The sequence below is a fragment of the Kocuria sp. ChxB genome, from assembly GCF_044359605.1.
Taxonomy (GTDB): domain Bacteria; phylum Actinomycetota; class Actinomycetes; order Actinomycetales; family Micrococcaceae; genus Kocuria; species Kocuria rhizophila.
On record NZ_CP121123.1, the window covers coordinates 2,104,995 to 2,125,993 of the forward strand.

General features: G+C 71.0%; 15 protein-coding genes and 1 riboswitch. Of the genes, 5 read left to right on the forward strand and 10 right to left on the reverse strand.

Annotated features, from left to right (window positions below):
- Nucleotides 1-14: 14 nt before the first annotated feature.
- The 4 genes from P8S73_RS09325 to P8S73_RS09340 all read left to right on the forward strand — a co-directional run bounded on the left by P8S73_RS09325 (nucleotide 15) and on the right by P8S73_RS09340 (nucleotide 4,879).
- Nucleotides 15-869: a 3-hydroxyacyl-CoA dehydrogenase gene (locus P8S73_RS09325; protein ID WP_019310584.1), complete on the forward strand. Its 855-nt coding sequence runs from the start codon at nucleotides 15-17 to the stop codon at nucleotides 867-869.
- 245 nt (nucleotides 870-1,114) lie between these two features.
- Nucleotides 1,115-2,227, forward strand: coding sequence for a hypothetical protein (locus P8S73_RS09330; protein WP_191873229.1), 1,113 nt, complete (start codon nucleotides 1,115-1,117; stop codon nucleotides 2,225-2,227).
- Nucleotides 2,228-2,236: 9 nt separating this feature from the next.
- Complete coding sequence (locus tag P8S73_RS09335) at nucleotides 2,237-3,097, forward strand: metal-dependent transcriptional regulator (RefSeq protein ID WP_191873231.1); 861 nt, start codon at nucleotides 2,237-2,239, stop codon at nucleotides 3,095-3,097.
- A gap of 246 nt (nucleotides 3,098-3,343) precedes the next feature.
- Entirely contained in the window at nucleotides 3,344-4,879 is a 1,536-nt protein-coding gene (locus tag P8S73_RS09340; RefSeq protein WP_070636656.1) for an LTA synthase family protein, read from the forward strand.
- A 161-nt stretch (nucleotides 4,880-5,040) separates the two neighbouring features.
- Here the strand turns inward: P8S73_RS09340 and P8S73_RS09345 are convergent, their stop codons facing one another.
- The 8 genes from P8S73_RS09345 to P8S73_RS09380 form a co-directional block, all read right to left on the reverse strand.
- Entirely contained in the window at nucleotides 5,041-6,156 is a 1,116-nt protein-coding gene (locus P8S73_RS09345; protein ID WP_396350350.1) for a lipid II:glycine glycyltransferase FemX, read from the reverse strand.
- A 218-nt stretch (nucleotides 6,157-6,374) separates the two neighbouring features.
- Nucleotides 6,375-6,692 carry a YrhK family protein gene (locus tag P8S73_RS09350; RefSeq protein ID WP_082019261.1) on the reverse strand — a complete coding sequence of 106 codons (318 nt, stop codon included), beginning with the start codon at nucleotides 6,690-6,692 and terminating at the stop codon, nucleotides 6,375-6,377.
- Between the two features lie 165 nt (nucleotides 6,693-6,857).
- Nucleotides 6,858-7,220: a hypothetical protein gene (locus P8S73_RS09355; RefSeq protein WP_124109422.1), complete on the reverse strand. Its 363-nt coding sequence runs from the start codon at nucleotides 7,218-7,220 to the stop codon at nucleotides 6,858-6,860.
- An 11-nt stretch (nucleotides 7,221-7,231) separates the two neighbouring features.
- Nucleotides 7,232-7,347: riboswitch (SAM riboswitch) on the reverse strand.
- Between the two features lie 148 nt (nucleotides 7,348-7,495).
- On the reverse strand, nucleotides 7,496-9,130 hold the full coding sequence (pgm, locus tag P8S73_RS09360; RefSeq protein WP_124109421.1) for a phosphoglucomutase (alpha-D-glucose-1,6-bisphosphate-dependent): 1,635 nt from the start codon (nucleotides 9,128-9,130) through the stop codon (nucleotides 7,496-7,498).
- A 273-nt stretch (nucleotides 9,131-9,403) separates the two neighbouring features.
- Nucleotides 9,404-10,996, reverse strand: coding sequence for an amidase (locus P8S73_RS09365; protein WP_208546749.1), 1,593 nt, complete (start codon nucleotides 10,994-10,996; stop codon nucleotides 9,404-9,406).
- 35 nt (nucleotides 10,997-11,031) lie between these two features.
- Nucleotides 11,032-12,501 carry an amino acid permease gene (locus P8S73_RS09370; RefSeq protein ID WP_271073951.1) on the reverse strand — a complete coding sequence of 490 codons (1,470 nt, stop codon included), beginning with the start codon at nucleotides 12,499-12,501 and terminating at the stop codon, nucleotides 11,032-11,034.
- 305 nt (nucleotides 12,502-12,806) lie between these two features.
- Nucleotides 12,807-14,150 (reverse strand): 4-aminobutyrate--2-oxoglutarate transaminase, encoded by a 1,344-nt coding sequence (gabT, locus tag P8S73_RS09375; protein WP_271073950.1) that lies wholly within the window; start codon nucleotides 14,148-14,150, stop codon nucleotides 12,807-12,809.
- Between the two features lie 91 nt (nucleotides 14,151-14,241).
- Nucleotides 14,242-15,717: an NAD-dependent succinate-semialdehyde dehydrogenase gene (locus tag P8S73_RS09380; protein ID WP_257745116.1), complete on the reverse strand. Its 1,476-nt coding sequence runs from the start codon at nucleotides 15,715-15,717 to the stop codon at nucleotides 14,242-14,244.
- 328 nt (nucleotides 15,718-16,045) lie between these two features.
- Between P8S73_RS09380 and P8S73_RS09385 the strand changes: the two genes are divergently transcribed.
- Entirely contained in the window at nucleotides 16,046-17,425 is a 1,380-nt protein-coding gene (locus P8S73_RS09385; protein ID WP_019310570.1) for an NAD-dependent succinate-semialdehyde dehydrogenase, read from the forward strand.
- A 178-nt stretch (nucleotides 17,426-17,603) separates the two neighbouring features.
- On the opposite strand, the gene P8S73_RS09390 is transcribed toward P8S73_RS09385, so the two are convergent.
- Nucleotides 17,604-19,232, reverse strand: coding sequence for an amidohydrolase (locus P8S73_RS09390; RefSeq protein WP_271073949.1), 1,629 nt, complete (start codon nucleotides 19,230-19,232; stop codon nucleotides 17,604-17,606).
- A gap of 120 nt (nucleotides 19,233-19,352) precedes the next feature.
- Entirely contained in the window at nucleotides 19,353-20,999 is a 1,647-nt protein-coding gene (locus P8S73_RS09395; protein ID WP_070636664.1) for a thiamine pyrophosphate-binding protein, read from the reverse strand.

Genomic DNA, 20,999 nt, shown 5'->3' on the forward strand with positions numbered 1-20,999 from the left:
AGTGGGGGAACATCATGGCTGAACTGACCAACGTGACCGTGATCGGATCCGGGGTGCTCGGATCGCAGATCGCGTTCCAGGCGGCGTACTTCGGCAAGACCGTGACCGTGTACGACATCAGCGAGGAGATCGTCGGGGCGCTGCCCGGGAAGTGGGAGAAGCTGTCCCTGCTGTACACGCGGGACATGGCGGCCACGCCCGAGCAGCGGAAGGCCGCGACGTCGCGGTTGAGCGGAACCACGGACTTGACGGCGGCGCTCGCGGACGCGGACATCGTGATCGAGGCGGTCCCCGAGAACCTCGAGCTCAAGAAGAAGGTGTGGGCGCAGATCGGGGAGGCGGCACCGTCCGACACGCTGCTGTGCACGAACTCGTCCACGCTGCTGCCCAGCGACATCGCGGAGGCCACGGGCCACCCGGAGCGGTTCCTGGCGCTGCACTTCGCCAACGAGGTGTGGCGCAACAACACCGGCGAGGTCATGGGCCACGCCGGCACGGACCCCGCAGCGGTGCAGGCCGTCCTGCAGTTCGCGGAGGAGATCGGGATGGTGCCCATCCACATCCAGAAGGAGCAGGCGGGCTACATCCTCAACACCCTGCTGGTCCCGTTCCTCACGGCGGCGTCGCACCTGTGGGTCAACGACATCGCCCAGGCGGAGGACATCGACAAGACGTGGCGAACGGCCACCGGATCCCCGCTGGGCCCGTTCCAGATCCTGGACCACGTGGGCATGGAGACGTACTACCAGATCAACCTCAACGCGGGGACCGAGGAGTCCCAGCGGGTGGCGGAACGCGTGAAGCGGGAGTTCATCGACCAGGGCCACATGGGCCGCAGCTCGGGGCAGGGGTTCTACACGTACGAGTGAGGGGTGGTGCCCCGGCACCAAGCCGCGCACGGCCACTGCCTAAGCCGTGCAATAACGGAGCAAGTGCAGATCTGAGCGCCATTTTCTGCGTTTGCTCCGTTATTGCATACTCCGGAGGGTCCCATACTGCATACCTCCGGAGGGTCCCACCCCGGGATCCGTGAACCGCGAGCCCCGCCTTTTTGCGCGGTGTGGTCACCGCGCCGCTGCCGCGTCCCCGGCGCACCCTCCGCCACAATGACCACATGCCCAGCCACCTGCACCGCCCCGGGTCCCGGCTCGAAGATCTCCGCACCACGCTGCGACGCATGGGCCTGCCCCTCGTGCTGGAACCTCGAGCGCGGCTGCAGGGGCTGCTGGGCCGCAGTGCCCCCGCGCTGCTGGGGGTCCTGACGCTCCTGCTGGGGGACACCCTGATGGAGGCCGCCGCGCGCGGGCTGACCCCCGCGCAGCTGGAGCACCCCTCCGAGGACGTACTGGTGGCCCTCGGCGTGGGCACCCTGGTGATGTTCAGCTTCCCCGTGGTGTGGTGGCTCGCGAGCCTGCTCCTGCGGTGGTGCCCTCCGATGGTGCGGACGGTGGTGGGTGTCCTGGCGGTGGCGGGCCTGGTGCTGCTTCCCTGGCTGGGCCCGGTGGGTGGCGGGTCCGGGTTCGCGGAGACGCTCGTGCTCCTGGCCGTGGTGCTGCTCGGCTCCTACCTGGGCGTGGGCACCGTGACCATGTGGGCGTTCCGCCGGGCGGCGCGGGAGCTCAGCCACCTGGGGTCCATGGTGGGCCGCGTGCTGCCCATCCTGATGCTCGCGCTGCTGTTCTCCTTCTTCAACGCGGAGATCTGGCAGGTGGTGGCGCAGCTGTCCATGGGACGCACGTGGGCGATCGTGGGGGTCATGGCGGCCCTGGGAATCGCGCTCGCCACCCTCAATGCCCGGGACGAGATCTCCCAGATCATCCGCACGTACGACGACCGTTCCGGGGCCCGGGACCTGCGGTTCTCCGAACGCGTCAACATCACCGCAATGTGCGTGCTCATCAGCCTCATCCAGGTGACCCTGCTGGGCGTGGTGGTGTTCGTGTTCTACGTGGTATTCGGGGTGCTCTCGGTGTCTCCCGTGACGGCCACGCAGTGGATCGGCAGCCCGCCGGAGTCCTTCGGCGGCGTGTTCGCGTCCCTGCCCTTCACCAAGCCCCTCGTGCAGGTCTGCCTGGTCCTGGCCGCGTTCAGCGCCCTGAACTTCATCGTGAGCATTGGCACGGACGCCACCTACCGCACCACGTTCCTGGAACCCGCGCTGGACGAGGTCCGCACGGGCCTGCAGGTGCGGGACGAGTACACCGCGCTGAGCGCCACGGGCCGCTAGCCTGAACCCGTGCACCCCGCAGAGCTGAGCCCGTCCACCCAGGACTACCTGAAGACCATCTGGCGGCTGGGCGAGTGGGAGCCGGAGCGGGTGACCACCACCTCGTTGGCCGCGCGCATGGGCCTGGCGGCCTCCACCGTCTCGGAGGCGCTGAAGAAGCTCACCGCGCAGGGCCTGGTGACCCGGCCTGCGTACGGGGTCGTGGAGCTCACCCAGCAGGGGCGTGACGTGGCCGTGCACATGGTGCGCCGCCACCGGATCCTGGAGATGTTCCTGGCCACCGAGCTGGGCTACGCGTGGGACGAGATCCACGACGAGGCCGAAGTGCTTGAGCACGCCGTCACCGACCGTTTCATCGACCGGGTGGACGCCAAGCTCGGCCACCCGTCCGAGGATCCGCACGGGGACGCGATCCCCTCACGGGACGGGGTGGTCACCCCCGCCCCGGCCGTTCCGCTCGCGGACGTGACCCACCCGGAGCCCGTGCGGGTCACGCGCGTCTCGGACGAGAGTCCCGAGACCCTGCGGGTGCTCGCGGAGGCGGGGATCCGGCCGGGCGCGGTGCTGCGGGTGCTTCCGGGTCCGGCCCGCAGCGCCACGGTGAGGGTGCGCGTGGCCGCAGGGGGAACGACGCCGGAGGCTCACCTTCCCGGGGGCGGTTCGCGCGACTCGCGGGATGCGGACTTGCCGGGGGACAGCTGCTCCGCCGCGCCGGACACTCGCGTTCCGGGGGGCGGCTCGTCCGCCGCTCGGCACACGCGGAGACCGACCGGCACCGCGGGAACGGACGCAGCCGGTGGCGAGGCTGTGGACCTCGGCATCCTCGTGGCGGAGGCCGTCTGGGTGCAGGCGCTCACCCACGCGAGCTGACCGGAACGGACGCTCCCCGGGCCGGCCGCGGACAGCGTCAGCCTCGCGCTGGACCGGCCGTCGCCTCCCCGGACAGTGGGTTCCCCTGCCATGTCCGGCGCCGTCGCGGGCCCTCAAGGTGAACAGCAGGTGACCGGAACATGTCCTACCCTTGAAGAAACACGAACGCGAACGCGGCGGCACACCATGCCCGGGCCGCGGCGGTGCGGACTGGCACCGGATGATCCAGGAACACGAGGTCCAGACATGTCCGAGGGTTTTCTGCGCGTGGGCAGGCGGCTGGGCCGCTGGACGGGCCGCGGGCTGTGCTACGGCCTGATCTGGCTGGGGCTCACCCTGCTCGCGGCGGGCGGGATCATCCGGCACTACTGGGGCCAGATCTCGGTGGGGCAGATGCGCATGAACCTGATGTCCGTGCAGACGGACGGTGGCGGCGGGTCCGTGGTGTGGATCTCCGTGCTGGTGATCGGGGTACTTCCCGTCCTGGTCACCGTGGGCATCGCCCTCGCGCGTCGGGCGTGGCTCCGCAGAGCACGACGCGAGCACGGCACCCGGCCGCCCCGCGGCGTCGTGCGCTCCGCCTCCGCCGTGACCGTGGCGGCGGTGTTCGTGGCCGGGAGCACGAGTTTCGCGTCCGCGGTGGACCTGCCCCAGTACGTGAAGGCCGTGAAGTCCCCGCACGACATCGGCTCCAAGTACGTCCAGCCCACCATCACGAGTGACGCGGACAAGCGGAACATGGTGGTCATCTACCTGGAGTCCGGGGAGGCCACGCTCGCGGACGACGAGCTGTTCGAGAAGAACGCCTTCGCTCCGCTCGAGGACGTCACCCGGCCCGAGGACGGGTGGCGCAGCGTCGAGGACTTCCAGCAGTACGAGGGCGGTGGCTGGACCATGGCCGGGATCGCCTCCACGCAGTGCGGGATCCCGCTCAAGGAGTCGGGTGACGCAGGCTCCGCCGACATCGGCGCCGGGCAGGAGCAGTACCTGGGCGGCGTGACCTGCCTGGGGGACGTGCTGCAGAACCACGGGTACACCAACACGTTCCTGGGCGGGGCCAACTCCTCCTTCGCGGGCAAGGACACGTTCCTGCGAAGCCACGGCTACACCGAGGACAAGGGTCTGGAGGACTGGCGCGCGGCGGGCGAGCCCGCGGAGAACTTCCGCAGCGACTGGGGCCTGAGCGACGAGCGGCTCATGGCCCACGCCAAGGACGAGGTGGACCGTCTGCACGCCGAGTCCGAGCGCACGGGCCAGCCGTTCAACCTGTCCATGCTGACCCTGGACACCCACGAACCCGTCCACGTCTACGACTCGTGCGACGTGGACACCCAGAACCAGGTGACCTCCGTGTTCGCGTGCTCCATGACCCAGGTGGCCGGGTTCGTGGAGCACATGAAGTCCCAGGGCTACCTGGAGGACACGTCCGTGGTGATCATGGGCGACCACCTCAAGCACATGAGCGCGGGGGACGCCTTCCACGAGCAGCTGGACCACCACCCCAACCGCACCGTGTTCAACCGCGTGTGGATCCCGGGCGAGACCGCCGGGCAGCCCCTGCGGGCCGGCGCGGACCAGCTGTCCATGTACCCCACCCTCCTGGAGGCGGCGGGCCTCTCGGTACACGACGGCGCTGCGGGCCTCGGCACGTCCGTCCGGCAGCAGGAGCCTCCCCAGGGTTCGGCGCAGGCCATGGACCCGGAGGAGTACCAGCAGCTGCTGGACTCGCGCTCCGCGGACTTCTACTCCCGGGCGTGGGACCCCGAGAACCCGGTGGGATGACCCCCTGACCTCTCCGGAGGGGCGCCCGGCAGCGGGATCCGGCTCGCGGGCCGCACAGCGCCGCGCAGAGCCGCACAGCGCCGCCAGGACGCGAGTCCCCGGGGCGGACCCCGTGGTGCCCGCCGCGTGGTCCGAGGCGCTGGACGACACTGCTCGCGGGGCTACGCCCCGCTGGGTGTCCCCTCCGCCGCATGCATCCCGCCGGCCAGCCCGGCACGGATGCGGCCGGTCGTCTCCCGGGCGCGCGTGCGCGCAGAGCCGGCCTCGTCCCGGGCGCGGCGGGCGGCGCGGTAGGCCGTGTAGCGGGGGCTGCTCACGGGAACGTCCCACGTGCCGCCCAGGGCCACGTCCGCACCGCCGAAGGAGCGTTTGAACGCGCTGAACCCGGTCCACGGGTGGGTGGGATCGCTCAACGGGGCAATCCCGAAGAGGTCGCCGATCGCGAGACCCTGCTCGGCGGCGTCGAGCAGCGCCTGGGCGATGAGCGGCTGGTTGGGGCGCAGCTTGCGCATGCTCGCGTCCATGCCGGAGTGGGCGAAGATCCGGGTGGTGGGGGAGTCGTAGGTCAGCAGCGCGCTGACCACGGTGCCGTCCACGGAGCTCGTGTAGGCCGTGGAGTTACCCGTGGCGCCCAGGCTGCGGGCGGCGGTGCGGAGGTAGTCCTCGCTGTGGGCCGTGAACCCCTTGCGCCCGGCGGTGCGGTGCTGCAGCTCGATCACCGCCTCGGCGGCGTCCGGGTGGGAGTCCGAGGCCAGGGTGATGCCCTTGTCCCGGTGGCGCCGCCACAGGTTGCGGTTGGTGCCCGTCATGGCGGCCAGGATCTGCTCCGGCTCGCGGGTGAGATCCACCCAGCGCGTGTACGCGGGCTGGATGTCCCGCGGGGACGGCCGTGCTCCGAGCCGGCGCAGACCCGCGGCGATCGCCGGTGCCGTGGCGTTCTGCCGCTGCACGGCTGCCGCGAAGGCCGTGCCCACCGGGGACGGCATCTGCGGCTCCACCCGCAACCACGCCACGGAGTGATCACGCGCGGCGTACCACAGCTCGCGCAGCGCCCCCGGCAGAAGCTCGGGGTGCGCCAGGACCGGGCCGTACGGGGTGTACCAGACCACCCCGGCCCGGGAGCGCTCCTCGACGACGAGGGCGTGCCACCCAGCCCCGTCAAGAGTGTGAGTGCGTCGCGAGAGACCGGCCTGGAAGTGCTGCCAGGGCTCGGCCTGCAGCACGCTGGACGGGCCGAGAAGTGTGCGGGGGTCCGGTTGGGCGTGGGTGTGCCTCATGCGGGGTGCTCATCCTTGAGTGTCTGCCCCCGCTGCGAGGGTCGTCCTGGGGTCGCGGGGGTCGATCCTCATTAGATAGCCAACCTCACCGACCCGCAACATCACCCGTGCGGCGTGTTCCCATGTGACGGCGGCGTGTCCAGCGGCAGCAGCCCGTGGAACGTGTCTATGCCACGCCCCGCCGGCCGTTCGGATCCCGGGAGGGTCCGCGCGGCGGGTCAGAAGTCGTGCGAGTCCTCCGGTGCTGATTCCGGGGCGATGCGCTGCAGGTGCACCCGCCGGGTGATCCGGATGCTGGGTCGGACCAGCATGAGTGCGCTGCCCAGCACGAACAGCCACGTCCCGGCGTAGACGGTGGCGTCCTGGAAGAAGAGGATCGAACCCACCAGGAAGATCAGGCCGATCAGGATGTCGTTGACGATCGACAGGGTCTCGTACCGGCCACGGATGACCAGCTCGCGGTGCCCCACACGGACCTCGATCGGCTTGGCGGCCCGGGACAGGGAGTCGGAGGTGGCGCTGGCGGAGGGAGTCACTGCTCGGTTCCTTTCACGAAGGCGCAGACCGGGCGGGCCGGCGGGAACGGCCGGTGGGTCACGCCTGCGGCGCGCACCACCGGCCGACCAGCCTACGGGAGGAGCCGGCGGCTCAGCACGCGGCGTGCTCGCCGCCGGTGTCCTCCCCTTCCCATGCCCAGGGCATCACTGCCCGTCGACCACCGCGGGGTGCAGCAGGGCGAGCCTGCCCTGTGAAGTCGGCACGGTGGCGAGTGACGTCCCAGGATCGAACGACGCCGCGGCCCCGCTGTGCTGCAGCGTGTGGAACCGCTCCAGCAGCGCGGGGTCGTGGCACCACCAGGTCCGGGTGCCGCCGTCCGGGAAGGTGGCCTGCACCGTGTTCCCGCGCGGGGCGCCCAGTTCCACCCGGACCCACCGGTCCTGGTTCTCGAGGGCCAGGCGGGACTGGATGTAGTGCGCGTGGTGCCCCGGGTGGTAGCTCCGGCAGGCGGAGTCCCCGTCCATGTGGACGCAGGGGTGTTCGGGAGTGGGAGCGGAGTTGCTCATGATGGTGACCTTTCGCAGACTTCCGCGCGGCAGGTGCCGGGCGGCGGATCTTCCTCCGGGGGCACCGGGTGCGAACAACCGGTTGCCAGCCGACCAGCCGGAGGGCTGATGGTCGGGCTTCTTGATCCGGGAATATTTCAGCACAGCGCTCCGACACGCACAAGCGCGGCCTTCGTCCGGGCACAACGAGGGGCCGCCGAGCAGCACGGGAGAACCCCGTACCGCTCGGCGGCCCCTGGGCAGCAGGTCGGTGCGGGCGGCCCGCACCGCGGCACTCAGCCGATGACCGAGTCCACCAGAGCCTTGGCCTCCTGCTGCACCTGCTTCAGGTGCTCCTCACCCTTGAAGGACTCGGCGTAGATCTTGTAGACGTCCTCCGTGCCGGAGGGCCGGGCCGCGAACCACGCGTTCTCCGTGGTGACCTTGAGCCCGCCGATCGCCGCACCGTTGCCGGGGGCCTCCGTGAGCTTGGCGGTGATGGGCTCACCGGCCAGGGTGTCCGCGGTGACCTGCTCCGCGGAGAGCTTCTTCAGCGCCGCCTTCTGCTCGCGGTTGGCCGGGGCGTCGATGCGCTGGTACACGGGATCCCCGAACTGCTCCGTGAGCTCCCGGTAGCGCTGGGAGGGGGTGGTGCCGGTGGTGGCGGTCATCTCCGCGGCGAGCAGCGCCAGGATGATGCCGTCCTTGTCCGTGGTCCACACGGAGCCGTCCCGGCGCAGGAACGAGGCACCGGCGGACTCCTCCCCGCCGAAGCCGATGGAGCCGTCCAGCAGACCCGGCACGAACCACTTGAAGCCCACGGGCACCTCGTCCAGGCGGCGACCCAGGGACTGCGCCACGCGGTCGATGATCGAGGAGGACACCAGGGTCTTGCCCACCCCGGCGTCACCGCGCCAGCCGTCGCGCGTGCGGTAGAGGTAGTCGATGGCCACCGCGAGGTAGTGGTTGGGGTTCATCAGCCCGGCATCCGGAGTCACGATGCCGTGGCGGTCGCTGTCCGCGTCGTTGCCCGTGGCGATGTCGTACTTGTCCCGGGCCCCGATCAGAGAGGCCATGGCCGAGGGGGAGGAGCAGTCCATGCGGATCTTCTCGTCCCAGTCCAGGGTCATGAACGCCCACTGCGGATCCACGGTGGGGTTCACCACTTCCAGGTTCAGCCCGAAGCGCTCGCCGATCTCCTGCCAGTACGCCACCGACGCCGAGCCCATGGGGTCCGCACCGATGCGCACCCCCGCAGCCTTGATGGCGTCCAGGTCGATGATCTCCGGCAGCGCGGACACGTAGCTGTCCAGGAAGTCGAACGTGCCGGTGGTCTCCGCGGCCTTCGCCTCCTCCAGGGACACGCGCCGCACGCCCTCCAGGCCCGCCTCGATCAGCTCGTTGGCGCGGTCCGCGATCCATCCGGTGGCGTCCGTGTCCGCGGGGCCGCCGTGCGGGGGGTTGTACTTGAAGCCGCCGTCCGTGGGCGGGTTGTGGGACGGGGTGATCACGATCCCGTCCGCGCGGTCCTTGGGCCCGGACGCGTTGTACGTGAGGATCGCGTGGGACAGCGCCGGGGTGGGGGTGAAGCCGCCCCGGGAGTCCAGCAGGGTGCGCACGCCGTTGGCGGCGAGCACCTGCAGCGCGGTGTCCTGCGCGGGCCCGGACAGCGCGTGGGTGTCCTTGCCCATGAACAGCGGACCGGTGATGCCCTGCCCGGCGCGGTACTCCACGATCGCCTGCGTGATCGCGGCGATGTGGTCCTCGTTGAACGAGGTCTTCAGCGAGGAACCGCGGTGCCCGGAGGTTCCGAACGCCACCCGCTGGTCCGGGTTCCCGGCATCCGGCGTGCGGTCGAAGTACGCCGCCACGAGGTCGTCGATGTCCACGAGGTCACTGGGTTGGGCAACGGTGCCCGCACGGTTGGTCATGCCACCAACCTAGTCCCGAAAGCGCGCCCCGTCAGGCCGTGCGCCGCTCGGTTTCGGGCCCCGGCCCTGCCCCGGCGGACGACGACGCCGCGCGGCCACCTCCCGCGCCGAACCGCCGCTGCCCGCGGGGAGACGGCGCGGCGTGGACTCCACGAGCCCTTGCGCAGACCGGGCCGAACCGTCGGTCTGCCCGCGGAGCCCAGGACCGGTGGGCCGTCAGCAGCCCGGTGGGGGGCGCTGGACCGGGCTGCGGCCCTCCGTGGGCAGGTGCGCTCAGGCGACGAGGTGCGCGTGCGGCGTGGTGGGCGGGTCCAGCTGGGCGGCCAGGGCGAGCAGCTGCGCCTCACCGGACGCGCGCCCCACGAGCTGGACGCCCATGGGCACCGGACCCGGGTATTCGCCGGTCTCGGGGGTGCGCCACGTGGTGGGCACCGTGATCGCGGGCAGCCCGATCACGTTCACCACCGAGGTCCACGGCGTGTACTGGCACTGGCGCCTGTAGTCCTGGTCCGCGCCCGCCGGATCCGCGATGTCGAAGCCCTCGTGGAACCAGCCCACGGGCCGTGGCGGCATGGCCAGGGCCGGCGTGAGGATCATGTCGAACCGGGAGAACTGGCGGATCAGGTCCGCCTCGATCCCGCGCAGCACGGCGAAGGCGTCCGCGAGCTCCACCGCGCTGCGGGACAGGGCGCGCTCGCGGAACGAGCGGGCCAGCCCGGTGAGCAGGTGCTCGGTGCCATCGAGGGGCAGCTGACCCATGGCCGTGGTCCAGAGCCGCGAGAAGGCCTCGGGGTAGGAGGGGTCGTAGAGAACGTCCGCGTCCTCCACGGTGTGGCCCAGTGCTCCGAGCGCGCGGATCCCCTCGTCCAGCGCGGCCCGTGCCTCGGGGGACACCGTGATCTCGTACGTGCCGTCGAACGGAGAGGCCGTGCTCACCCCGATGCGCAGGGACCGCTCACCCCACGGCGCATCGCCCTGCCGAGCACGTTCCACGACCCGCGAGAACGACGCTTCGGGCGCGGCCACCACGGGCCGGTCGATCCGCTCGTGGCCCGGTGTGTGACACAGCACGTCCAGGAGCAGGGCGGCGTCCGCGGCGGTGCGGGTGATGGGTCCGTTGACCCCCAGCTGCCCGACGTTGGACAGCGCATCGCTGCTGGGCACCCTGCCCCGGTTCGGTTTGAGCCCGATGAGCCCGCATGCCGCAGCGGGGATCCGCACGGAACCGCCGCCGTCCGAGCCGATGGCCGCGGGGAGGATGCCGGCGGCCACGGCGGCGGCCTGGCCACCGGAGGAGCCGCCCGCCGAGCAGTCCAGGGCAAAGGGGTTGCGCGCTGGAGGGTATGCCCGGTTCTCGGAGTAGCAGTTGAGCAGGAACTCGGGCACCTGGGTCTTGCCGAGCAGCACGGCTCCGCTGTCCTGCAGGGTGGCGGCGAGCTCGTCCGAGCGTTCCGCCCGCGGGATGCTTCCGTCCTCCCCGCGCGCGGTCAGCGAGCCCCAGGAGGTGGGCATCCCGGCGACGTCGTGCCCGTCCTTCAGGGACAGGGGGACGCCGCGCAGGACGGCCGCTTCCGCGCGGCCCCGGGATGGGACCGCGGAGGGACGCGTTCCGCCGTGCCGGGTGGCTCCGCCGGACTGCTCGGATTCCGGTGCCCGAGGGTCGTCGAGGAGGCCCCCGCAGCGCAGCCGCTGGTCCGCGTCGCGCGCCGAGGTCAGAGCGGCCTCCCGCTCAACGTGCACGAACGCCCCGAGGTGATTGTTCAGGGCATCGATGCGATCCAGTGCCGCGGTGGTCAGGGCTTCACTCGTGGTCTCGCCGTGGCGCAGGGCGGCCACGGTCTCGGTCAGGGTGGGGAAGTGCGCCACGGGATCCTCTCGGGCGGTCGGTGGGCGGTGGCGGATCAGGCCGTGGGCGTCGCGGCGGGAGCCGCGGTGTCGGCTGCCCGGCGGCGTCGCAGGTTGCGGCGCACGAGCGGCCAGAACACGGCGAGCACGGCGACGGCCACGAGGCTCGTCCACACCTGGGTGCGGCTTGCATCGTCCGCGACCAGCATGACCACCACGATCCCCGCGACGGCCACGATCACCAGGATGCCGAGCCACGGGTGCAGCCACATCTTGAGCTTCAGGTTCGCGCGCTCCTCGGGGCTCATCTGAGAGCGCAGCTTCATCTGGGTGATCGCCACGAACACGTACACGAACAGGGCCACGAGACCCGCCGAGTTCATGATGAAGTCGAAGATCCCGGACTCCGGGGCCAGGAAGTTCACGAACACCGCCGCATAGCCGCCCAGGGTGGAGGCGAGCACGGCCACCACGGGGACGCCGTTCTTGGACTTCCGTGCCACGATGCGCGGAGCCAGGCCCTCGCCCGCGAGAGCGGAGAACATGCGCGCTGCGGAATACAGTCCGGAGTTCAGCACGGAGCACACTGCGGTGAAGATGACGATGCTCATGATCATCTCCGCGCCGGGGACGCCGAAGAGGTCGAAGACGTACACGAACGGTGCCTGCACGTCCGGGTCCGGGAGTTCATTCCAGGGCACGATGGTCACGATCAGCAGGATGGATCCCACGAAGAAGATCAGGATGCGCCACACCACGGTCACGGTGGCCTGGCGGATGCCCTTGGCGGGGTCCTCGGACTCCGCGGCCGCCATCACGGCGATCTCCGTGCCGAAGTAGGAGAAGATCACCACTGCCACGCCCGAGATCACGGCCCAGCCGCCCTGCGGTGCGAAGCCGCCGTGCTGCCACAGGTTGGGGATCGAGAAGTCCGCGCCCGGCCAGAGCCCGAACGCGAACAGCGTGCCCACGGCCAGGAACGCGACGATCACCGCCACCTTGACGCTCGCGAGCCAGAACTCGACCTCCCCGAACGAGCGCACGGAGATCAGGTTGGTGGCGGTGAAGATCAGCAGCAGGATCACGGAGCCCAGCCACACGGGCATGGCCGGGAACCACCCCGCGAGCAGCGACCCGCCCACCACGGCCTCGAACGCGATCACACCCACCCAGAAGTACCAGTAGAGCCAGCCCACGAAGTACCCGGCCCAGTCGCCAAGGCCCACGCGCGCGTACTCCATGAACGAGCCCACGGCGGGGCGCGAGGCCGCCATCTCCCCGAGCATCCGCATGGCCAGGAACACGAGCAGCCCGCCCAGCAGGTAGGAGAGCACCGCGGCCGGGCCCACCATGCGGATCACGTTGCCGGAGCCCACGAACAGGCTGGCTCCGATGATCCCGCCCAGCGTGATCATGGTGACGTGGCGTGAGCGCAGCGCCTTGTGGGTGATCTCGGGGGAGTCCCCGCCCGCGGCGGCAGAGCTGCCGGCCGGTGCTGGTCCCTGTGCTGCCTTGCCGGTGCTCATGGCTGGTCCTCTCGACTGCTGGAAACGGGGCCCGCAGAACGGCCGGGTCTGGGTGCGAATAGGTGAGTTCTACCACACGAGAGGCGCGAGCGGCGTCGTCGTACGCCGTGCGGCGCACGGGTGGATCTGCGCCGTTGCCGCAGGTCCGGGCCGGCCCCCGTGGAACGGTGCCGGACCGGGCGCGGTGCCGCAGCAGGTCCGAGCAGCGCGGAGCCGTCGTGCCGGGCAAGCGAGTGGCACGCGAACGGGCGGCCACCGGAGAACCGGTGGCCGCCCGCGGTGCACGAGGCATCAGATCAGCAGGCTCAGGCGCCGGCCTCCTGGATGGCCCCGGCGAACACGCCGAGGGCGTCGCGCAGCAGGTCCATGTCGATGACCAGCGGCGGGAGCAGGCGCACGATGTTGCCGTACGTGCCGCACGTGAGGATCGCGACGCCCTGCGCGAGGCAGCGCGCGGCGATCTGCTTGGCGGCGTCCGGGTTGGGCTCCGTGGTGCCGGGCTTCACGAACTCGAGCGCGATCATCGCGCCGCGGCCGCGGAGGTCTCCCACCACGGGGGAGGACTCCGCCACGGAGCCCAGCTCCTCACGGATGACCTTTTCGATCTCCCGCGCGCGCTCCACGAGACCCCACTCCTCGATGGTCTCCAGTGCGCCGAGGGCCGCGGCGCACGCCACGGGGTTGCCGCCGTAGGTTCCGCCCAGGCCGCCGGGGTGCACGGCGTCCATGATCTCCGCGCGGCCCACCACGCCGGACAGCGGCATGCCGCCCGCGATGCCCTTGGCGAAGGTCACCAGGTCCGGCTCCACACCCTCGTGCTCGGACGCGAACCACGCGCCGGTGCGCGCAATGCCGGCCTGGACCTCGTCCGCGACGAACACGGCGCCGTTCTCACGGCACCACGAGGACAGTGCGGGCAGGAAGCCCTCGGCGGGGACGATGAAGCCGCCCTCGCCCTGGATGGGCTCGATGACCACGGCGGCCACGTTCTCCGCGCCCACCTGCTTCTCCACCATGGTGAGCGCGCGCTTGGCGGCCTCGGCGCCCGTCATGCCCTCGGGGTCGCGCAACGGGTAGGACATGGGCACGCGGTAGACCTCGTTGGCGAACGGCCCGAAGCCCTGCTTGTACGGCATCACCTTGGCGGTCATGGCCATGGTGAGGTTGGTGCGCCCGTGGTAGGCGTGGTCGAACACCACGACGGCCTGGCGCTTGGTGTGCACGCGCGCGATCTTCACGGCGTTCTCCACGGCCTCGGAGCCCGAGGTGAACAGCGCGGTGCGCTTGTCGAAGGACCCGGGGGTCAGCTGTGCCATCTTCTCGCCCACGGCCACGTAGTCCTCGTACGGGGTGACCATGAAGCACGTGTGGGTGAACTTGGCCACCGCGTCCTGGACGCGCGCCACCACCTTGGGGTTGGAGGCGCCCACGGACGTCACGGCGATGCCGGAGCCCAGGTCCACCATCTGGTTGCCGTCCACGTCCTTGATCACGCCGCCGTCCAGCTCGTCCGCGAAGACGGGCAGGGAGGAGGCGACGCCGGCCGCGACGGTCTGCGCGCGGCGCTCGGCGAGTGCCTGGGACTTGGGCCCGGGAATGCTGGTCACCAGCTCGCGCTTCTGCGGGAGCCGGTACTCGATCTCTGCCATCTCTGATGGTCCTTTCGTGCTGTGCGCGGCGCGTCGCTGCGCCGCGGGATGCGGTGCGGGCGGATCGGGCCCGCGGAATCCGGTGCGGGGATCAGGCCCAGGGGGAGGGCATACCCATGTACTGCACGGTGGTGTACTCGGCAATGCCCTCGGCGCCGCCCTCGCGGCCCACGCCGGACTCCTTGACGCCGCCGAACGGCGCGGCCGCGTTGGAGATCACGCCCACGTTCAGGCCCAGCAGGCCGTACTCGATGCGCTCGCCGATGCGCAGCGCGCGGGAGATGTCCTCGGTGAACACGTAGGAGGCCAGGCCGTACTCGGTGGTGTTGGCCAGGCGCACGGCGTCGTCCTCGTCCGTGAAGGTGATCACGGGCGCCACGGGACCGAAGATCTCCTCCTGGAACACGCGGCACTGCTCGGTGACGCCGGTCAGCAGGGTGGGCTCGAAGAAGTAGCCGGGCCCGTCCACGGGCTTGCCGCCCACGACGGCGCTCGCGCCCTTCTCGAGTGCGTCCTGCACGAACTCGGTGACGGAGTCCAGGGCCTTCTTCTCGATCATGGGGCCCACGGTGGAGTCCTCGTCCAGGCCGTTGCCGGGCTTGAGCGCCTTGAGCTTGGCCGCGAACTTCTCCGAGAACTCCTCGGCCACGGACTCGTGCACCAGGAAGCGGTTGGCGGCGGTGCACGCCTCACCCATGTTGCGCATCTTCGCGGCCATCGCGCCCTCCACGGCCTTGTCCAGGTCCGCGTCCTCGAACACGATGAACGGGCCGTTGCCGCCCAGCTCCATGGAGGTGCGCAGCACGTGGTCCGTGGCCGTCTTCATGAGCTGCTTGCCCACGGGCGTGGAGCCCGTGAAGGACACCTTGCGCAGGCGCGGGTCCGCCATGATCGGGTCCGAGACGTTGGACGCGGACTTGGAGGACACCACGTTCAGCACGCCCGCGGGGATCCCCGCCTCGATCATGAGCTTGGCGAAGAACTGCGAGGTCAGCGGGGTCAGGCGTGCGGGCTTGAGGATCATGGTGCAGCCCGCGGCCACCGCGGGGGCCACCTTGCGGGTGGCCATGGCCAGCGGGAAGTTCCACGGGGTGATCAGCAGGCACGGGCCCACGGGCTTGTGGGACACGAACATCTTGAGGTTGCCCTCGGGCGTGGACGCGTAGCGGCCGTAGTGGCGCACGGCCTCCTCTGAGAACCAGCGCAGGAACTCGCCGCCGTAGACCACCTCGCCCTGGGCCTCCTTCAGCGGCTTGCCCATCTCCAGGGTCATCAGCAGCGCGAGGTCCTCCTTGTGCTCCTGGACCAGGTCGAAGGCGCGGCGCAGGATCTCGGAGCGCTCGCGGGTGCTCGTGCGGGCCCAGGACTCCTGGGCGTTCGCGGCGGCGTCCATGGCCGCGCGGGAGTCCTCCTCGGTGGCCGAGGCGAGCGTGGCCAGGACCTCGCCGGTGGCAGGGTTCTCGACGTCGAACGTGCCGCCGTCCGAGGCGTCGCGCCACTCACCGTTGATCAGCAGACCCTTGGGGGTCGCCTCGAGGACGGCGGAGACCTTGTCGTGGATGCTCATCTGTTTCCTTTCGGCGCGCGCCGGTGCGCGGTGATCTCGGGTTCGTGGGACGGAGCTGTCTGAGTTCATCGTATGCCCGGGCGCAAGGGGCGCCGGTCCCGGACCGCCCATTGTCCAGAAGCGGGACCCGCGCGCGCCGATTGTTCCGGTTCGTGACGTCCGTCATGCCCGGCTCGTGCTCGTCCCCGCCCTCCTGCGCGACCCCGGCGTCCCGGCACGACGCCGCTCGGCCCGGTCCGCGCCCGGGGCGCGGCGGCGCCGTCGTCCGGCCCTCTCGCCCTGGGTGAAACCCCTGCCGCCGCGGTGTGACGGGGCCTACGCTGGCAGCATGGCTTACGCAACCACCAACCCCGCGACCGGGGAGACCGTCAAGACCTTCGAGACCGCCACGGATCAGCAGATCCGCGATGCCGTGGCCCGTTCCGCCAAGGAGTACTCCTCCTGGCGCACCGTCCCGGTGGCGGATCGCGCCCGGCTGATGCACGCCATGGCCGGTCTGTACCGCGAGCGCCAGGACGAGCTGGCCGCGCTGATCACCCAGGAGATGGGCAAGCCCCTGGCGCAGTCCGTGAGCGAGGTGCAGCTCGTGGCGGACATCTACGACTACTACGCGGACAACGCCGAGGAGTTCATGAAGGGCCGCACGCTCACGCCCTCCACCGGGGGCGAGGCCCGCGTGGTCCTGGACTCCACGGGCGTGCTGCTGGGAATCATGCCCTGGAACTTCCCGTACTACCAGGTGGCGCGGTTCGCCGCCCCGAACGTGATGCTCGGCAACACCGTGCTGCTCAAGCACGCCGGCAACGTCCCGCAGGCCGCGCTGGTCCAGGAGCAGCTCTTCCGGGACGCCGGCTTCCCGGAGGACGTCTTCATCAACATCTTCGCCTCCAACGAGCAGATCGCGGAGATCGTGATCCCGGACCCCGCCGTGCAGGGCGTGTCCCTCACCGGTTCGGAGCGCGCGGGAGCGTCCGTGGCGGCCACCGCGGGCAAGAACCTCAAAAAGGTGGTGCTGGAGCTCGGCGGCTCGGACCCGTTCATCGTGCTGGACGACCAGAACGTGGAGCGCACCGTCAAGCAGGCGGTCTTCGGGCGCATGCTCAACAACGGCCAGGCCTGCACCAACGCCAAGCGCTTCATCGTCCTCGAGGACGCCTACGAGTCCTTCGTGGAGAACTTCACCCAGGCCGTGCAGGGCGTGACCCCGGGGGATCCCACGGACCAGAAGACCTTCCTGGGTCCGCTGTGCGCCGTGGAGGCCCGTGACGGGATCATGGAGCAGGTCCAGGACGCCGTGGACAAGGGAGCCACGGTGCTCGCAGGCGGCAAGAAGCTGGACCGGCCCGGCGCCTGGATGGAGGCCACCGTCCTCGCGGACGTCACCCCCGAGATGCGCGCCTACGCCGAGGAGATCTTCGGCCCCGTGGCCGTGGTCTACAAGGTCAAGGACGTGGACGAGGCCGTGGAGCTCGCCAACTCCTCCCCGTTCGGACTGGGCGGTTCCGTGTTCGGCGCGGACGAGGCCCAGGCCGCCGAGGTCGCGCAACGCGTGGACTCCGGCATGGTGTTCGTCAACGAGGTCACCGGCACGGCCCCGGACCTGCCCTTCGGCGGCGTCAAGCGCTCCGGCGTGGGCCGCGAGCTGGGCCCGTTCGGCATCGAGGAGTTCGCCAACAAGAAGCTGATCCACACGCCGGGCACGAAGTAACCGGCCGCGCCGCACCCCGTGACGACCGCCCCTGCGCCTTCCAAGGTGCGGGGGCGGCGTCGTTTCCGGGGGGTAGCACCCGTGGTTCCGAGTCCACCGCCGCGTGCGCGGGGGCACCGGTTCGGACCGGGGTCCCGGACCGCGGACGACGGCGCCGGGCTCGGCCCGCGGGCGGGTGTCAGTCCTCGCGCTGGTAGCGGATCTGGGCGCCCACCACGGTGGTCTCCACCACGGTGTCCCGCACGGCCTCCGCGTCCACCGCGAAGATGTCCCTGTCCACGCACACGAAGTCCGCGAGCATCCCGGGGGCCAGGCAGCCCTTCTGGTTCTCCTCGTAGGAGGCGCGGGCCACGGAGTGGGTGTAGTGGGACACGGCCTCCGGGCGCGAGATGATCTCGTGCGGCTGCCACCCGCCCTCGGGGGAGCCGTCCCGGGTGCGGGTGATGGCCGCGTGGATGCCGTGGAACGGGTTGGGGTCCTCCACCGGGGCGTCGGAACCGAAGACCAGCTCCGCGCCCGCCCGCCGCAGGCTGTTCCACCCGTAGGCCACGAGGTCCCGGTCCTCCAGGAACCCGTTGAGGGGGATGTCCGTGGTGCAGTGCATCGGCTGCAGGGAGGCGGTGACCTCCAGCTCCCGGAACCTGGGGACGTCGGTGCGCTTGACGTACTGCGCGTGCTCGATCCGGTGGCGCAGCCCGAAGGCCCGGGAAATGGCCTGGTTGGCCGCGATCGCGTCCAGCGCCTCCGTGGCCGCCTGGTCCCCGATGGCGTGCACGGCGGCGGCGATCCCCGCCGAGGCCGCCCGGTGGATCCAGTGCTCCAGCTCCTCGGGCTCCATCACCGCCATCCCGTGGTCCTGCGTGCCGGGCCACGCCTCGGACATGTGGCACGTGTGGGAGCCCAGGGCACCGTCCGCGAAGAGCTTGAGCGGGCCCATGGAGATCCACTCGTCCCCGGAGTGGGTGCGGATCCCGCGCCGGATGAAGTCCTCGATCTGCTCCTGCCGCAGGATCTTGTGCACCCGGATGTCCAGCTCACCGCGGTCGTGGAGCTTGCGGTAGGCGTGCAGGCAGTCCACGCCGTCGATGTCGTGGATGGAGGTGATGCCGCGCTGGAGCAGCTCACGCTGGCCCAGGGGCAGGTAGCTGTCGATGCTCCCGGAGACGTCCGACTGCATCAGGCCGTCCCGGATGGGGATCGCGGCGGCCTCCTTGAGCACCCCGGTGAGCTCACCGTGCTCGTCCCGCTCGAACTCCCCGCCGTCCGGGTCCTTCACGGTGCGGTCCAGGCCCAGCTCGGTCAGCGCACGCGAGTTCAGCCAGAGGGTGTGCAGGTCCAGGGAGCTCAGCGCCACGGGAACGTCCGGGGCCACCCAGTCCAGCACGTGGCGGTCCGGACGCTCGGGGCCCGTCCACGCGTTGATGTTCCACTGCCCGCCGAAGATCCACGTGATGGACGGGTCCGTCCTGGCCTGCTCCACGTAGGGCCGCAGCACCGCCAGGGCCTCCTCCAGATTCACGCAGCCGCGCATGTCCGGCTCGATGAGGGAGCGCGAGTACATGGCCGAGTGGATGTGCCCGTCGCCCATGCCCGGCAGGACATACGTTCCGCCCAGGTCCGTGCGCTCGGTCCCCAGCGGAGCCATGTCACGCAGTGCGCGGTACTCGCCCACCGCCACGATCCGGTCCTCCGAGGTGAGGATCGCATCGGGGTGCGGCATGTCGTGGGAGTGCCACTGGCCCTGTGGGGTCCAGCCCGTGGCCGGGTTCATGGCGTGGACGGTGGCGTTGTGGAACAGGCGGTGCATGGGACTCCTCGTGGTGCGCCGGGGCGACGGCGGCGCGGTGGCCTCCGATCGTCAGGCACCACCCTACGACGACGCCGCGCCGGACCCGAGGGGCGCGGTGCGTCGCCGTTGCGGGGACAGCTACATGCCGGGCAGCAGCTTCGCGGGGTCCGCGACCACGTGCACCACGGCCGGGATCCGGTCCTCGGTGACGGCCCGCACGGCGTCGGCGACGACCCCCTCGATGTCCTCGTTGCGCTCCAGGCGCGCACCGAAGGCCCCGTAGCCGCGGGCCACGGTGGCGAAGTCGGGGTTCTCCAGCTGGGTGCCGGACACGCGGCCGGGGTAGTGGTTCTCCTGGTGCGCGCGGATGGTGCCGAACTGGCCGTTGTCCAGCACGATGATGAGAGGGTGCGCGCCGAACTGCCGGGCGGTCGCGAGCTCCTGCGAGTTCATGAGGAACTCGCCGTCGCCGGCCACTGCGAACACGAAACGTTCGGGCTGCTCCAGAGACACGGAGACCGCGCCGGGCACGGAGTAGCCCATGGTGCCGTTGCGCACCGACAGCTGCGAGGGGTAGGCCCCCGTGGGAACGTACGTGTTCGCCCACGCGGTGTGGTTGCCGGAGCCGTAGACCACCGCCGCGTCCTCGGGCAGGTGGGGGATCAGCGCCTTCATCACCAGGGTCATGTCCGCGGTGCCGGGCGCGTTGTCCCCCGCGGAGGCCGGGATCTCGTAGCGGGCGCGGCGGGCGGCCACGGGCTTCTCGAGCCACTGCGACCAGTCCGGGTGCCCACCCAGCTGGAGATCCGCCAGGACGCGGCCGAAGGCCACCGGTGAGGCCAGGATCTGGCGGGTCACGGCACCGGAGTGCTGGCGCAGGGAGGTGTCGATGTTGACGATCCAGTTCACGGCCGAGCGGTCCTGGCGCACGGTGAACCCGTCCGTGGGGATGTCCGAGAGCGTCCCGCCGACCACGAGCAGCACGTCCGCGTGCTCCAGGGTCTCGATCGTCTCCCGGCTGCGGCCGTAGCCGGTCTCGCCCGCGTTCACGGGGGAGGTGCCCGGGACCCGGTCCGCCGCCCGCCAGTCGGAGACCACGGGGATGCCGTGGCGCTCGGCGAAGTCCGTGACCTGCCGCGCGGCCTCCGGGCTCCAGCGGGGTCCGCCCACGAGGATCGCGGGGCGTTCCGCTCGCTCCAGTGCCTCCCGCAGCTCGGCCAGCTCGTCGGCACCCACGGCACCCTCGGCCACGGGGACGGGAGGAACCACGGGCGCGTCCGTGAGCTGGGTGATGACGTCCTCGGGCAGACCCACCACCACCGGCCCGGGCCGTCCGGAGCTTGCGGCGAAGAACGCCTCGGCCACGTACTCGGACGCGCGGTCCGCCTCGTCCAGGACCATCACGCGCTTGGCCTGGGAGCCGAACCACTGGTGCGGGTCGAACTCCTGGAACGCCTCCTTCTCCCGGTGGGCCACCGGGACGAGTCCCACGAAGAGCACCAGGGGAGTGGAGTCCTGCCATGCCAGGTGGATGCCCACGAAGGCGTTGGAGGCCCCCGGACCGCGGGTCACCATGGCCACACCGGGGCGACCGGTCAGCTTGCCGTGCGCCTCCGCCATGTAGGTGACCCCGCCCTCCTGGCGGCACACCACGTTCTGCACCCCGGAGTCGTAGAGCCCGTCCAGGACGTCCAGGAAGCTCTCCCCGGGCACGCTGAACACGCGGTCCACGCCGTGGGCCTTGAGGGACTCGACGATGAGGTGGCCGGCGGACTGCTGGGGCAT

What these genes read in the sequence shown, in the direction of transcription:
- P8S73_RS09355 (WP_124109422.1), bottom strand. Translation starts at nt 7,220, where the DNA reads ATGAGCAACTCCGCTCCCACTCCCGAACACCCCTGCGTCCACATGGAC.
- P8S73_RS09385 (WP_019310570.1), top strand. Translation starts at nt 16,046, where the DNA reads ATGGCTTACGCAACCACCAACCCCGCGACCGGGGAGACCGTCAAGACC.
- P8S73_RS09345 (WP_396350350.1), bottom strand. Translation starts at nt 6,156, where the DNA reads ATGAGGCACACCCACGCCCAACCGGACCCCCGCACACTTCTCGGCCCG.
- P8S73_RS09380 (WP_257745116.1), bottom strand. Translation starts at nt 15,717, where the DNA reads ATGAGCATCCACGACAAGGTCTCCGCCGTCCTCGAGGCGACCCCCAAG.
- P8S73_RS09340 (WP_070636656.1), top strand. Translation starts at nt 3,344, where the DNA reads ATGTCCGAGGGTTTTCTGCGCGTGGGCAGGCGGCTGGGCCGCTGGACG.
- P8S73_RS09330 (WP_191873229.1), top strand. Translation starts at nt 1,115, where the DNA reads ATGCCCAGCCACCTGCACCGCCCCGGGTCCCGGCTCGAAGATCTCCGC.
- P8S73_RS09395 (WP_070636664.1), bottom strand. Translation starts at nt 20,999, where the DNA reads ATGCCCCAGCAGTCCGCCGGCCACCTCATCGTCGAGTCCCTCAAGGCC.
- P8S73_RS09370 (WP_271073951.1), bottom strand. Translation starts at nt 12,501, where the DNA reads ATGAGCACCGGCAAGGCAGCACAGGGACCAGCACCGGCCGGCAGCTCT.
- P8S73_RS09390 (WP_271073949.1), bottom strand. Translation starts at nt 19,232, where the DNA reads ATGCACCGCCTGTTCCACAACGCCACCGTCCACGCCATGAACCCGGCC.
- pgm (WP_124109421.1), bottom strand. Translation starts at nt 9,130, where the DNA reads ATGACCAACCGTGCGGGCACCGTTGCCCAACCCAGTGACCTCGTGGAC.
- P8S73_RS09325 (WP_019310584.1), top strand. Translation starts at nt 15, where the DNA reads ATGGCTGAACTGACCAACGTGACCGTGATCGGATCCGGGGTGCTCGGA.
- gabT (WP_271073950.1), bottom strand. Translation starts at nt 14,150, where the DNA reads ATGGCAGAGATCGAGTACCGGCTCCCGCAGAAGCGCGAGCTGGTGACC.